Consider the following 13,415-nt stretch of genomic DNA (forward strand, 5'->3'; position numbering starts at 1 on the left):
TCCCGCCTGCTCCCCGCTTCGGCGGTCCCACCTGCCTGGCTCCAACCAGCCGAGGAGTGCCGTGATCGGCACATCGTTCAACGACAACTGGCAGTTCCGCCCGAAGGTCAATCCGTTCGCCGAACTGGCCGGCACCGCGGTCCCGTTCGAGCCGGTGATCGTGCCCCACGACGCGATGCTCACCCGCGACCGCGACGCCACCACGGACGGCGCCGCGACCGCCTACTTCCCCGGCGGGACCTACGAGTACCGCAAGACGTTCCCGGTGCCCGGGGAGCACCGAGGTAAGCGGATCATGCTGGAGTTCGAGGGCGTCTACCGGGACGCCACCGTGTTCGTCAACGGCAACTACGCCGGGCAACGCCCGTACGGGTACTCGCGGTTCCTCATCGACGCCGACCGGTTCCTGCGATTCGGCGAGAACAACGAGGTCCGCGTGGAATGCCGGACCCACCAGGACTCGCGCTGGTACTCCGGCGCGGGCATCTACCGCGACACCTGGCTGCTCATCGGCGAGGTCGTCCGCATCAGCCCGGACGGCGTCCGCGTCACCACCCCGGACATCGACACCGGACGCGCGGTCGTGGAGGTCGCCACCACGATCGCGAACGACTCCAACGACCTGCGCACCGTCCGGCTGGTCACCGAGATCCGCGATGCCGCGGGAACCGTCGTCGCGTCCGACACCGCGCCGATCACGGTACAACCTCACGAGCCGGCCGTCGCCCGCCGGCGCCTCTACGTCCGCGACCCCTCGCTGTGGAGCCCGGACTCGCCCGCCCTGTACACGTGCGCGGTGTCCATCGCGGACATCGACGCCGTGGAGGTCGCCTTCGGCATCCGCTCCTTGCGCCTGGACCCCGAGCACGGGCTGCGGATCAACGGCGAGACGGTCAAACTGCGCGGCGCCTGCGTGCACCACGACAACGGACCGCTGGGCGCCGCGACGTTCGCCCAGGCCGAGGAACGCCGCGTGCGGCTGCTCAGGAACGCCGGATTCAACGCCATCCGCATGTCGCACCATCCCATGAGCACCGCGATGCTCGACGCCTGCGACCGCCTCGGCATGCTGGTGGTCGATGAGGCTTTCGACATGTGGACCTGGAGCAAGAGCCCCTTCGACTACAGCCTCGACTTCCCCGAATGGTGGGAACGCGACCTCGAGGCGATGGTGGCCAAGGACTTCAACCATCCCAGCGTCATCCTGTACTCCCTCGGCAACGAGATTCCCGAGACCGGCGCGGCCACCGGGGCCATATGGGGCCGCAGGCTCGCCGAGAAGGTCCGTGCGCTGGACGACACCCGCTTCCTCACCAACGGGATCAACAACCTCCTGGCCCTGCTGCCCGACCTGCGAGCCCAGGAAGGCGACGACACGGGTATCAACACCCTGATGGCCGACAGCGGCTTCGACGTGAACGCCGTCGCCGCCTCCGACCTGGTGACCACCCGCACCGCCGAGTCCTACAGCCTGCTCGACGTGGCCGGGATGAACTACTCCGAGATCCGCTACGAGACCGACCGCACACTGTTCCCGAACCGGATCATCCTGGGCACCGAGACCTTCCCGACCCGCATCGACGACAACTGGCGACTGGTCGAACAGCACAGCCACGTCATCGGCGATTTCACCTGGACCGGCTGGGACTACCTGGGCGAGGTCGGTATCGGCCGGCCACAGTACGTCACACCGGATACCCCGCGCCCCACGTTCACCGCGCCGTATCCGTACCTGCTGGCCGGCTGCGGGGACATCGACATCACCGGCCACCGGCTTCCCGTCTCCTACTACCGGGAGATCGTCTTCGGCCTGCGCGACCGGCCCTACCTCGCTGTCCAGCGGCCACAACACCATGGCAAGACCGTCATCAGCAGCCGATGGGCCTGGAGCGACAGCATCGCCGGGTGGACCTGGCCCGGCCACGAAAGTGCCCCGATCATCGTCGAGGTGTACAGCGACGCGGACGAGGTCGAACTCTTCGTCAACGGTCGCTCCCTGGGACGCGGACCGGTCGGCGAGCACCACAGGTTCCGCGCCGAGTTCGAGACCACCTACGAACCAGGCGAACTGCTCGCGATCGCCTACCGCGACGGCGTCGAATCCGGCCGCGACGTCCTGCGCACCGCGACCGGCCCCATCGTGCTGCACGCCGAAGCCGAACGACCGATCATCACGGCCGGCGTCGGCGACCTGGCCTACATCGCCTTCACCCTGGTCGACCCGGCCGGGACACCGCACCCCGCAGCCGACCGGCCCGTACGGGTGAACGTCACCGGCGACGGAACGCTGATCGGCTTCGGCAGCGCCGACCCGGCGAACAAGGAACGATTCGACTCGACAGAGCACCACACCTACCAGGGCCGCGCCCTCGCCGTGGTGCAGCCGACCGCGCCCGGCACCATCCGCCTGACCGCCGTCGCCCCGGACTGCGCCCCGGTCGAAGTGCTGATCACGGTCGAGAAGCCGGACCGGTCACGGTAGAGCAGTTCTGCGCCGCCGTCGCCCCACCAGGGCGCCCTCACCCAGTTCCGCCGTATTCCGGTGGCACCCGCCCCCGGGGACGTCGCTCGGCCACCTCCGGAAACCGGGTTCTTCCCGCCCGCGGGCACGTCCTACTGTGGGGGAAGACGATCACGGGGAGGCCCCGACGTGGATGCGAGCGGCGCGGGCGGCTTCGCGGAGCGGCCGCTCGGGTACGTCTTCCGCCCCCATCGGCGGGGGGAGGCGGACCACGAGGCGATGGCCGCGGTGCGGCTGGGGTGCGCAGTGCGGGATGGGATGGACCCCGGGTCGGTCGTGGCGGGGTTACCCACGGCGGCCGAGTTCGCGCAGTTCTGCCGGACGCTCGACGACCCCGCCGAGGACCAGCTCCTGGTGGAGCGGGACGGCCGCGTCGTCGGTCACGCGTCGGTCAGGTGGCTCGGCCATGCTCGGCTGGGCCGGGACCGCGTCCGCCGGCTCGTCCGCCGGCTCGTCCGCCGGCACGGCACCGCCCGGTCGGCCGTGTTCGGTGCCAACGCCATGGAAGGTGAGCAGGCTGACCGTGCGCACACCCGAGTGAAGGGCGACCTGGCCGCGGAGAACCCGGCCGCTGCGTCAGTGACCTTTCGGGCCTGAGACGCCCAACAGGTGGGTTGCTCGTTCCGTGCGCAGGTGGAGTGCCGTGCGGCCCTTGCGTTGTGTCAGCACCAGGCCCGCCCCGCGCAGCGCGCCCAGGTGTTGCGAGACCGCGCTCGGGGTGATGCCCAGCCGGGTGGACAGGGCCGCTGTCGTCAGGGGTTCGGCCAAGGCGGCGAGGATCTGCGTTCTGGTGTGGCCGAGCACCGGGGCCAGGCCGGTCAGCTCCGGCGGGGGCGGCTCCCAGAGCAGGCCGACGCCCGTCGCCGGATAGCGGATCGACGCGGCGGTGACCGGGGACTTGTCCACACCCACGTTCGGCCAGTTGAAGACGCTGGGCAGCAGGACCAGGCCATGCCCGCCGGCGTCCACCGTGTAGACGGAGTGCGGGGTGCGCCGGCCGTGCACCACCAGCTGGCCGCCGTCCCAGGCGATATCCCGGTGCAACTCGGCGAACAGCGCCTGCACCCCGCCGTCCACCAGGGTCAGCGCACGTCGACCGATGTCGGCCTCCAGCACCGCGCACATCCGGCCCCAGTGCGGAGCGATCAGCAGCTCGTAGCAGCGATGCAGCGCCTCCGCCAGCCGCGGCAGGACCGCCGCCGGCTCGGGGACCTCCTCGACCGGCATGCCCAGGACCGCGCCGTACTCCTGCCGGAAGAAGTCCCCTTCCGTGGCGAGCAGCAGGTCCAGCTCCGCCGCCATTGACGGCAGCCGCGTCCTGGGCACCGGGAACAGGAACGACGGCAGCGGCCCGGCGATCAGCGCTCGCAGCAGCGGCAGCTCGCGCTCGCCCGCCGGCAACGGGCGCGCCTGGCGCACCCACGGCTGGTGGACCGCATGCCCGCCCATGCCCAGCAGGATCCGCAGCGCCAGCACCGTCTCGCCCAGCGGTGAGACGGCGAACCGCACCTTCGCAACCGACGCCGCGGTGAACCTGATCTCGACCGCCATCCGCCCTCATCATGTAGCTGTGGCTAAACGATAGCCGAGGAGCGCCGCTTTCCCGCAGGCTGGCGGGCATGCCATTCTTCACCGCTTACGACGGCACCCAGCTCGCCTACCACGCATTCGGCGATGGTCTCCCTGTGGTCTGTCTGCCCGGCGGGCCGATGCAGGCTTCCGCCTACCTCGGCGACCTCGGAGGCCTGTCCGCGCACCGACAGTTGATCATGCTGGACCTGCGGGGCACCGGCCAGTCCGCCGTGCCGAAGGACACCGGCTCGTACCGCTGCGACCGTCTTGTCGATGACGTCGAAGCCCTGCGCGAGCACCTTGCACTCGACCGGATGGACCTTCTCGCCCATTCGGGGGGTACGAATCTGGCCATGCTGTATGCGGCCCGCCATCCGGAACGCGTCAGCAAGCTCGTGCTGATCGGTCCGAGCGCCATGGCCGTCGGCATCACGGTCACCGCGGACGTCCGGCGGGAGACCGCGCTGCTGCGCAAGGACGAGCCGTGGTTCCCGGCGGCGTTCGCGGCCCTGGAGGAGATCATGGCCGGCACCGGCGACGCCTTCGAGGCCATCGCGCCGTTCTGGTACGGCCGTTGGGACGAGACGGCCCGCGCCCACAAGGCCGCCGAGAACGGGCAGAAGAACAGCGAGGCCGCAGCCACCTTCGGCGCCGAAGGCGCCTTCGACTCCGACGCCACCCGCGCCGCGCTCATCCGCTTCACCTCGCCAGTGCTGCTGGTCGCCGGTGAGGTCGACCTGAACTCCCCTCCTCCCGCGATGACCGAACTCGCCAGGCTGTTCCCCAACGCCGAACTCATCGTTCAGGCCCGAGCCGGGCACTTTCCGTGGCTCGACGACGCCGACCGGTTCGTGGCCACCACCGCGGCGTTCCTGCGGTAAGCGATTCCTCTGAGGAGGTTCCGGGCTGCGGACGGTTGTGTGGTTCGGCCCGTCATATCGCGCCCGGTTACCCCGGCCGGCACGAGCCCGGGTCGCCGCGGTCCACGCGCCCGATGCGAAGCTCATCGGCCGAGAAGGAGTGACGCGGCCCCGCCGCCGCGGCGCTGCGTTTGGCCTTCAAGCCGCCCGCTTGAAGGCCGACAATCGCCGGCATCGCACCACTTGTTCTCCTGAACGGACGGATTCGCGTACCGGAAGACATCGAATCGCATGCCCCGCACTGGAGGGACACCGAGTTGTGACCAGCCCAACCCGCGACCTGCGCTGAGCACGCCTCGGCCGCGAACCGCCCCGGTCCGCCACCGAGCTGTCCACGCCGGCGATTCCTGTGGCGGTGATCAAGCCTTGACACCGGCCGGACTGGCCGTAATAGTACGGCTAACCCGATTTAGCGTCAGCGTAACCATGCCGGCCTCGAGGAGACGCGACCAAACAGGCGCCTGGCGAAGGCGGCCAGCACGTCCCAGTCGCCAAGGCGACACATCACCGTGCCCGGACTCTCCCATCGACCCACGGGGCGGCGCCTACCCGGGGACGTGACCCACCCAGGCGCGACGACCCGCCGGCCGGAACCGAGACCCACTCGCAGTGGAGGGCACCCCCCATGACCATCCGCCGATTACTCATCACCATCACGGTGGCTGGACTCTTGGCAACGACGGCGACCCCGGCGTCAGCATCCGGCGGCCCAACGGGCATACGAAGCGTCACGGCGATCACGAAGGTCTACACCTTCGGACAGAAGGTCGCCGCCGTGGCCCTCCGATACGACGATGTCGTCAACCCGAAGACGCTGGACCGCGGCACGTTCACGGTCTCGGACAGCATCTACAACTTCCGCTTCGATCCGCTTGAGGACCTGCCGAAACGCGCGGACCGCACGGTGACGCGGGTCTACACGAACGACGAGCCCGCGCTCGACCCGCACGGCCGATCGGACCGCGGCCGGTACGTCATCGTCGAGCTCGACCCGAGCGATCCCGGCGGCAACACGGTCATCAGATCCACCTGCTCCGGCGCCCTGTGCTCAGAGCGCATCAACCCGGATCTGCCCACCGAGGTCATCCAGCACGAAAACGTCTACGCCCGGTCAGGGCGGGGCAAACTGCTCGCGGCGGGCGGGTCCACTCGCCATCCGCTGACGACCAGGCCGGTCAACATCCTCGCTGACGAGTTCCAGTACAAGAGGTTCGAGCATCCGGGGATGACGGTGCCCTACGCCTTCCGCCTGCCCGAGCATTACCAGCCGTGGCACACGTACCCCCTGGTGGTCGTCCTGCCCGGCTGGGGATCCGGTTACGACGGACAGAACGAGGGCGTACAGGTCGGAGTCGACGTCACCGCGGTCGCCTGGGCGCAACCGGCATGGACCGGCAGCCGCGAAGAGGTCATCATCCTGGCACCGCAAACCGAGCGCATCGGCACACCGGCCGAGGTGGACGCCCTGGTCGCCCTGCTCAACTCCTTCACCGGCACCTACAACGTCGACCGCGAGCGCATCTACGCGTCCGGATTCTCGTGGGGCACCACCCTCGCCTACCGGACGATGGCTGAGCATCCCGGCCTGTTCGCGGCAGCACTGATCAACGCCGGCTTCACCGTCAGCGACGACCAGGCGGCCCGCATCGCCGCCACCCGCACGCCTGTCTGGATCACCCACGGCACCGGCGACCCGGTCCTGCCAGTGACCAACGGCCGCACCTCCGGCCAACGGCTGCGCGACGCCTACGTCGCCGCCGGAGTCGACCCCGCCGAGGTGGCCGGCCTGGTGCACTACACCGAGTTCCCGAACGAGGCGTATTCCCAGCCGGACTACCATGCGGTCGTCGGCCCGACCTACGAAACCCGGCCCATCCTCCACTGGCTACTTGGGCAATAGCATCCCGGCCGGTCCAGCGGGCGTGGTCGCGATTGGCTCCGACCGTCCCCTACACCGCGGCCATCATCACATGCCCTTGCTAAATCGAATTAGCGCCGTTGGACACGCGTACAGCCCACGGCCGGAAAGGAAGCACCAGATGCGTATAGGCAGATGGGCCGGAGTGGTGGCCTCGACTCTGGCATTGGCCGCCTCGAACCTGTTGCCCGCTGGGCCCGCCGAAGCGAACAGCGGCCAGAATGCCGGGATCCGCAGCATCACCCCGATCACCACGGTCTACACCTACGGGCAGAAAGTGTCCGCGGTAGCGGTCGAGTACGGCGAGAACGTCAACCCGAAGGAACTGGACACCTCCACCTTCTCGGTACGGGACACGCTCTACAACTTCCGCTTCAATCCCATCGAGGACCTGCCCAAGCTGACCGACCGCAAGGTCACCCGCACCTACACCAACGACGCCGCCACCACCCGGGCCGATCACCGTTCGGTGCCGGGCCGGTACGTCATCGTCGAACTCGACCCCGAGCAGAACGCCGGCTGGACGGTGATCACCTCCAAGTGCCCGACCTTCCTCTGCACGGTGAAGGTGAACCCGGATCTGCCCACGCAGGTGGTCCAGCGCAAGAACGTCTACGGACAGCCCCGGCTCGGCATCGGCAGGGGCCCGCTGTTGGCCAAGGGGTCCCCGAACACCTCCAGAAAGGTCACCGAGAAGGCGGTCAACCTCCTGGTCGATGAGTTCCGCTACGGCTCGTACCTGTCCAACGGGATGGTGCTGCCCTACCACTATCACTTGCCGAAGAACTACGACCCGGCCAAGACGTACCCGCTGATGGTCGTGCTGCCCGGGCACGGCATGGGCTGGGACGGAGACAACCTGACGGTCCAACTGGCCGCAGACATTCCCGCCACGGCCTGGCTGCGGCAAAAATGGACCGGGACCACGCAGGACGTCATCGTGCTCGCCCCGCAACACCAGCGCGTGGGCGGCGCGGCCGAGGCCGACCTCCTGGTCAAGCTGCTCGACCAGTTCCTGAAGGACTTCGCCGTGGACAGGCGGCGGGTCTACGCCACCACCGTCTCCTACGGTTCCCAACTGTTGTGGAACGCCTTCGCCAAGCGTTCCGACCTGTTCGCCGGTGGGCTGGTGACCGGCGGCTTCGCGGTCAACGCCGAACAGGCGGCGGCCATCGCCGCCGCGGAGATCCCGCTCTGGGTCACCCACGGCGTACACGACCACCTGCTGAACATCAACCTCGCCCGCACCACACGGACGCTGCTGCGGGACGCCTACATCGCACGAGGCAAGACCCCCGAGCAGATCGAGAACCTTGTGCACTACACCGAGTACGAGGACGCGGCGTTCTCGCTCCCGGACTACCACGCGGCCTACGGACCCACCTACGAGGACACCTCCATCCTCACGTGGCTACTGAGCCAGTCCAAACCGCAAACCTGACCAGCCCGCGGCTCTCGCCGCCACCATGGCATCCGCCCGGCTCGCCGGCGCGGTGGCCCGGCACGTTGCTGCGGGCACCTCGCCGGCGGCCTACCTCACCACCTACCAGGCCAACACGGCGGCGTACTCCACGAATGCCGACATGCCACTGCATCTGTATGGGTCGCACCGCCCGCGCCGGCAACACCCCCCGTGTGCCATTTCGGGCTTGTAGATATGATCAATAGTGTCCCGATCGGGGTCACTTGTCGTTTCCGTTCATCCCCCGGGCCCGGATCAGAATCTCCCCCGCACATCACAAGAGCACGGTGCGAACCAGCCGAGGGGGCAGAGGATGACCGTAAACAGCAACATCTCGATCACCGGGCGCATCACCCTATTCACCGGCGTGGTGTCGGCATTGTTGTGCTCGCTGCTGGCCGTCGTCCTGATGGTCGCCATCCATCGCTACGCCACCAGCGCGCTCAGCTCGGAGATCCGTGCGTCCGGCGGCCGCGTCGCCATCACCGTGGAAGACCTGGGCAGGGTGAGCGGCCCCCTTGCGGAGCACCCGGGCCGCAACATCCAGGTCGTCGACCACCGGGGGCGTGTCGTTGATTCGACCCCGGCGCTGCGGGGCAAGCCGCCGATGGCGACGTTCATCCCGGACGGCCTGAACACCAGGGAAGGTGTGGTGTGCGGCGGCGTCTTCGGGCCTGGCCGGTGCGACATCGTGATCGCCCAGTCGGCCCACCGGCCGGAGGGGAACTGGACGGTCTATGCCTCCTCGCCGGTGATCCCCGTGTGGGTCGAGCCCTGGCTGGCTTCGCTGGTGATCGGCTCCGCGGTCGTGCTCGCGGTCGCCATCACGGGCCTCGGCAACCGGATCGTCACCGCGTCGCTACGTCCGGTGAGTGCCATCCGCGACGAGCTGGACGAGATCAACGCCAGCCGCCCCTCCCGCCGGGTACCGACGCCGCCCAACCACGACGAGATCAGCGGCCTGGCCGACAGCATCAACCACACCCTGGCCCGCCTCGACACCGCGATGACCCAGCAGCGCCAGTTCGCCTCCGACGCCTCACACGACCTGAGAACTCCCATCGCCGCGATGCGCGCTGAAGTGGAGGACGCCCTCCTGGCGCCCGAGGCGACCACGCTGACCAGATTGTGCAACACCCTTCTGGGTAGTCTGAAACGCCTGGAGTCGATCGTCTTCGATTTGCTGACGCTCACCAAACTCGACGCGGGCGCGCCCACCACGCCCACCGCGTTCGACCTGGCCGAACTGGTGGACGAGGCGTGTCAGATGCACATCCATCTTGAGACGACCAAGCGTCTCCTATGCCACGTGGAGCCCGGTGTGCAGGTACGTGCTGACCGGCAGCACCTTGGCCGCCTGCTCACCAATCTTCTCGACAACGCCGACAGGCACGCGGAGAGCACGATCACGGTCAAGGTGCAGCATGAGGACGATGAGCGTTACCCGGGCGGCGTCGCGGTGCTGGAGGTGCTGGATGACGGGCCGGGCATCGATCCGGACAAGCGTGAGCTGGTGTTCCGGCGCTTCACCCGGCTGGACTCCGCCCGCAACAAGGACACCGGCGGCAGTGGGCTTGGCCTGCCGATCGCCCGGCAGATCGCCGAGGCGGCCGGAGGCACTCTGCGGATCGAGGACAGCGACCGGGGCGCCCGCTTCGTGCTCCGGCTCCCACGCGACTCCCAGGATGCCCCCGAATCCCCGCCCGCTGCCGGATGACCCGACACAAAGCAGCAAGCTCGCAGTGTGCTGTTGTCGGCGTACTGACGGGTGTGCGCACCGCACTCGTCTCGGTCGCGGTGGACGACTTCGCGCTACGCAAACGCGCCGGCTACGCCACGATCATCGTGGACCTGGAGGCGCGCCGTCGGTCGACGTACTGCACGGGCGGGAGGACGAGCCGGTGGCCGCGTGGCCGGCCGCTCACCCGCAGATCGAGATGGCATGCCGAAACCGAGCCCGCGCCTCCGCGGAGGCCGTCCGGATCGGCGCACCACGGGCGCTGGTGCCGACCGCTCCGCGTGAGCGGGTGACGCCGAGCCGGCGACAGGCCCGCGCGAACTCTCGCGAGCAGCACTGAGGCCCCGTTGTCGCGGTGAAACACCGCGCCGTCCAGGCGGCCGCCCCGGGTGTGCGCCGCAGCTTGGAGCGCGTCGATGACGAGAGCTCGGTGCGCATGTGGCCGGCGATGGACCAGCCCGCCAGCCGGCGCGAGTACAGATCCACGACCGTGGCCAGGTACAGGAACCGGCCGCCGCCGACGGGCAGGTAGGTGAGGTCACTGACGTAGCGGGTGTTCGGCCGCTCGGCGGTGAAGTCGCGCTGGATCAGGTCCGGCGCCGGGGCCGCGTCCGGCTCGCCGATGGTGGTGCGGACCTTCTGACACAAGCACAGCCCGGCGATGCCGTGCTCGCGCATCACCCGCTTGTGGTTGGCCTTCATCCCGGCCGCGCGCAGCTCGGCCGTCATCCGGGGGCGAGCCTAGGTGCCGTCACGCGCGGCGTGGATCCGTCGCATCCGCTCGGCCGGCTGCGCGTCGGCCTCGCGGCGGGCCAGCCGCGCTGCGGCGCCCTTGCGTCACCCCGTGTCTCTTCTCTGCCAGTTGACGCTCCTGGCATGATCGTTCTCATCGAGAATGGTGTCCGCCGGCTCCTCAACCCGGAACGGCTGAGTGGTCAGGGGCGAGGTGCCCGTCGGTCTCGGCGCTCTTCGAGTTCTTCCGCGCTGACCGGGATGAGCATCGGCTGCCCGACCACACCGAACATCGTGACGACGAATTCGGTTTCGGCGTCCGGGAGGTTGTTGGCGTCCTGGTAGTGGATGGGGTCGCCGCCCGGCTCCCAGAACGACTCTCCGGCCTTGACGACCCGTTCTGGTTCCCCTTCCAGCTCGAAGAGCAGCTCACCTCTGATCATGTACCCGAACACGGGACCGGAGTGGCGATGCGGCGGGTTGCCCTCACTACCCGGCGGCAGAATGACCCGGACCGTCATCGCCTCGGCGTTGTCGGGTATCGGCGGCGGCGAGGGCACCGACGAGATGAGATCGATCTTCGGCGGTGGCGTGGTCGCGTTGGGGTTCTCGAGGTGGTGCAGATGTTCGTTGCTCATGGGTTCCTACCTTCTCCGTGGTCCTTGTTGTTGCCGGCAAAGACAAGACGGTTTGGCGATATGGGCGGCTGAAGATGAGGTCGTCGTCTCGTCTCCCGGGTTGGAGATGAGGATGACCAGTAGTCTCGCCGGTTCCGTCCGGCTGATGTTCTCCGGGAGCACATGGCGGCTGCCCGGCGGCTCGACGAAGCCCTCTCCTTGGCGGTGCGCACTGAGCCGGCTGCGGATAGCGCCGTCGAGCACGTAGACGTAAAGGGAAGGCTTCGTCGTGGCGATGTGGCAACGCGCGTGCACCGGGCGGGAAGTCTGCGATCGCCGAGGTGAATGTGTTGCCCTTGAGATTGGGAAGAGACTGCTCCGGCAGAGGCATCAGCGTCTCGGTCGGTGGCTGCGCAACCGTGGCGGCAACCGGCACCTTGTCAACACCACGCACCTTGCTGGTCGCCTGCTCTGCCGTGGGAGCGCATGCCGCCGTGGCCATGCCGACAGCCGGAATCCCGCTGGCGGAACGCACTCGCATCTTGACGACTCTCCTATCCTTCCGCACTTGCAGGCCGACGGGGCGCCCGCGATGCATCCCGGTTTCCGCCTCAAGTGCGCGCTGCTCGCCTCGCCGCAGCCCGAGGCGCAGCTCTCTCCGCGCGGCGTCGGTCAGGCGGAGCAGCGTTGATTGATACGCTGCCCACGCAGCTGGAGTACCTACCGGGGAGCGAAGTCAAGCCTCGGCAGGGCCCGGTAGCGGACGATCTCCGCGCACGCGGCAGCACCGTGAGGAGGTCAGTGCTCCTGCTCTTCCTGGGCGCGGCGCGAGTGGCATGGCAGGCAGAACGCGCGGCGCTGATCCGGGAGATACGGATCTTCGCCAGTTCGACCAGGAGCGGGTCGAGACCTGCCGCCGTGACGCTCTCCGCCTCCGATGGCATCGCGATGAGAAGTCCTGTGGGTGGTCGGTGCTGCTTGCCGGTGTTGATGCGTTACTGCTCAGCCGAGCCGCCGGCCAGGTCCGCGCGGCGGTGGTGACGGGTGTGCCGCCGGGCGTATCGGCTGGTCCTCAAGGCAGACCCCAGACCGGCGGCTCACCGTCCTCGTAGACGGCCGGACACAACACGAGAGGCCTAGCACCGCATTTCTGCTGGTGACGGTCCTCTTATGGCTCGTATGGCACGTGCAAAGGTTCGAGCTTGCGTAGGCAGGGTTGATCATGGGCTGACCAGCCCACAACCGCTTTCTCCTTGTTCATCGCCTTGGAGATCATCCCGTACATATCCCGCCGAAAGATCATCTGCCTTGGGCATGGAGTCACGGGTAGAGCCCATGGGCGAGATCAATTCCCGTCTGCCAGTTCGGGTGCGTAGTATTGAGGCAAGGGTTCCGGTCCGCTGTAGCGCCGACACGGACATCGATCCTCAGTCCACTCATAGGGCGTCCCAGACTTGCGCCAGGCGACCGGTCTTGTGACCACGGCATGGCACTCGCCCGTCTTGGCGTCGTGGAAGGCGACGTTGTGTTTGCACCCACAGCGAGGGCGTCTTCGATGGCCAGAGCGCATCAGCCGAGAGAGCCTGCCGACCGCGATGCCCGTGGCGAAGATGGCCGCCCCAGCCAGCAAGGAGAAGGGGTCCATCAGGCGCACCTGTCTAGGTTGGAATCCGGTGCTGCCATTCTGCGCTGTTTTCAAGCGATCTGAAAAGAAGCGACCCTGATCGCTCTACGGCCGATGGTCTGAGAGGGCGTTACGCGAGGTGATGCTGCTTCGTTGCTTGCGCTGGATGGTGCAGGCTGGTGAAGCCCGAGTTTCGCAGTTCGCGGGCACATAAGCCTTGATCGTTGAGCGAAAGTGCTGGTCGGCATGGTTGTGGATAACTTCCGGAGTCCCAAAGTGTGGGCACACGACCATTCGTGATTATGCTGCGG

At 68.2% G+C, this 13,415-nt stretch carries 10 protein-coding genes; 7 read left to right on the top strand and 3 right to left on the bottom strand.

Going from position 1 to position 13,415, the window contains the following annotated elements:
* The first annotated feature begins 61 nt into the window (after window positions 1–61).
* Together ACBJ59_RS61045 and ACBJ59_RS61050 are read left to right on the top strand one after the other, a co-directional pair.
* A complete protein-coding gene (locus ACBJ59_RS61045) occupies window positions 62–2,482 on the top strand; it encodes a glycoside hydrolase family 2 TIM barrel-domain containing protein (RefSeq protein WP_375119083.1) in 2,421 nt (806 codons plus the stop codon).
* A gap of 168 nt (window positions 2,483–2,650) precedes the next feature.
* A complete protein-coding gene (locus ACBJ59_RS61050; RefSeq protein ID WP_375119084.1) occupies window positions 2,651–3,118 on the top strand; it encodes a hypothetical protein in 468 nt (155 codons plus the stop codon).
* Here the strand turns inward: ACBJ59_RS61050 and ACBJ59_RS61055 are convergent.
* Window positions 3,098–4,072: a DUF5937 family protein gene (locus ACBJ59_RS61055; RefSeq protein WP_375119085.1), complete on the bottom strand. Its 975-nt coding sequence runs from the start codon at window positions 4,070–4,072 to the stop codon at window positions 3,098–3,100. The two genes, ACBJ59_RS61050 and ACBJ59_RS61055, sit on opposite strands and share 21 nt — an antisense overlap.
* Before the next feature lie 68 nt (window positions 4,073–4,140).
* Here ACBJ59_RS61055 and ACBJ59_RS61060 point away from each other — a divergent pair, with 68 nt between their 5' ends.
* The 4 genes from ACBJ59_RS61060 (at window position 4,141) to ACBJ59_RS61075 (ending at window position 10,110) form a co-directional block, all read left to right on the top strand.
* Window positions 4,141–4,974, top strand: coding sequence for an alpha/beta fold hydrolase (locus ACBJ59_RS61060; protein WP_375119086.1), 834 nt, complete (start codon window positions 4,141–4,143; stop codon window positions 4,972–4,974).
* 664 nt (window positions 4,975–5,638) lie between these two features.
* Window positions 5,639–6,913, top strand: coding sequence for a dienelactone hydrolase family protein (locus ACBJ59_RS61065; protein ID WP_375119087.1), 1,275 nt, complete (start codon window positions 5,639–5,641; stop codon window positions 6,911–6,913).
* A gap of 139 nt (window positions 6,914–7,052) precedes the next feature.
* Window positions 7,053–8,372, top strand: a complete 1,320-nt coding sequence (locus ACBJ59_RS61070; RefSeq protein WP_375119088.1) for a hypothetical protein — start codon at window positions 7,053–7,055, stop codon at window positions 8,370–8,372.
* A gap of 334 nt (window positions 8,373–8,706) precedes the next feature.
* Window positions 8,707–10,110, top strand: coding sequence for a sensor histidine kinase (locus tag ACBJ59_RS61075; protein WP_375119089.1), 1,404 nt, complete (start codon window positions 8,707–8,709; stop codon window positions 10,108–10,110).
* Between the two features lie 204 nt (window positions 10,111–10,314).
* Here the strand turns inward: ACBJ59_RS61075 and ACBJ59_RS61080 are convergent, their stop codons facing one another.
* Window positions 10,315–10,860, bottom strand: a complete 546-nt coding sequence (locus tag ACBJ59_RS61080) for a DDE-type integrase/transposase/recombinase (RefSeq protein ID WP_375119090.1) — start codon at window positions 10,858–10,860, stop codon at window positions 10,315–10,317.
* A 206-nt stretch (window positions 10,861–11,066) separates the two neighbouring features.
* The gene (locus tag ACBJ59_RS61085) at window positions 11,067–11,501 is read right to left on the bottom strand and encodes a cupin domain-containing protein (RefSeq protein WP_375119091.1); all 435 of its coding nucleotides are present in this window, start codon (window positions 11,499–11,501) and stop codon (window positions 11,067–11,069) included.
* 547 nt (window positions 11,502–12,048) lie between these two features.
* Here ACBJ59_RS61085 and ACBJ59_RS61090 point away from each other — a divergent pair.
* Window positions 12,049–12,171, top strand: a complete 123-nt coding sequence (locus ACBJ59_RS61090) for a hypothetical protein (protein ID WP_375119092.1) — start codon at window positions 12,049–12,051, stop codon at window positions 12,169–12,171.
* Window positions 12,172–13,415 lie beyond the last annotated feature (1,244 nt).

The organism is Nonomuraea sp. MTCD27, assembly GCF_041950495.1.
In the GTDB taxonomy this organism is placed as follows: domain Bacteria; phylum Actinomycetota; class Actinomycetes; order Streptosporangiales; family Streptosporangiaceae; genus Nonomuraea.

What these genes read in the sequence shown, in the direction of transcription:
- ACBJ59_RS61055 (WP_375119085.1), bottom strand. Translation starts at nt 4,072, where the DNA reads ATGGCGGTCGAGATCAGGTTCACCGCGGCGTCGGTTGCGAAGGTGCGG.
- ACBJ59_RS61085 (WP_375119091.1), bottom strand. Translation starts at nt 11,501, where the DNA reads ATGAGCAACGAACATCTGCACCACCTCGAGAACCCCAACGCGACCACG.
- ACBJ59_RS61060 (WP_375119086.1), top strand. Translation starts at nt 4,141, where the DNA reads ATGCCATTCTTCACCGCTTACGACGGCACCCAGCTCGCCTACCACGCA.
- ACBJ59_RS61080 (WP_375119090.1), bottom strand. Translation starts at nt 10,860, where the DNA reads ATGACGGCCGAGCTGCGCGCGGCCGGGATGAAGGCCAACCACAAGCGG.
- ACBJ59_RS61070 (WP_375119088.1), top strand. Translation starts at nt 7,053, where the DNA reads ATGCGTATAGGCAGATGGGCCGGAGTGGTGGCCTCGACTCTGGCATTG.
- ACBJ59_RS61075 (WP_375119089.1), top strand. Translation starts at nt 8,707, where the DNA reads ATGACCGTAAACAGCAACATCTCGATCACCGGGCGCATCACCCTATTC.
- ACBJ59_RS61065 (WP_375119087.1), top strand. Translation starts at nt 5,639, where the DNA reads ATGACCATCCGCCGATTACTCATCACCATCACGGTGGCTGGACTCTTG.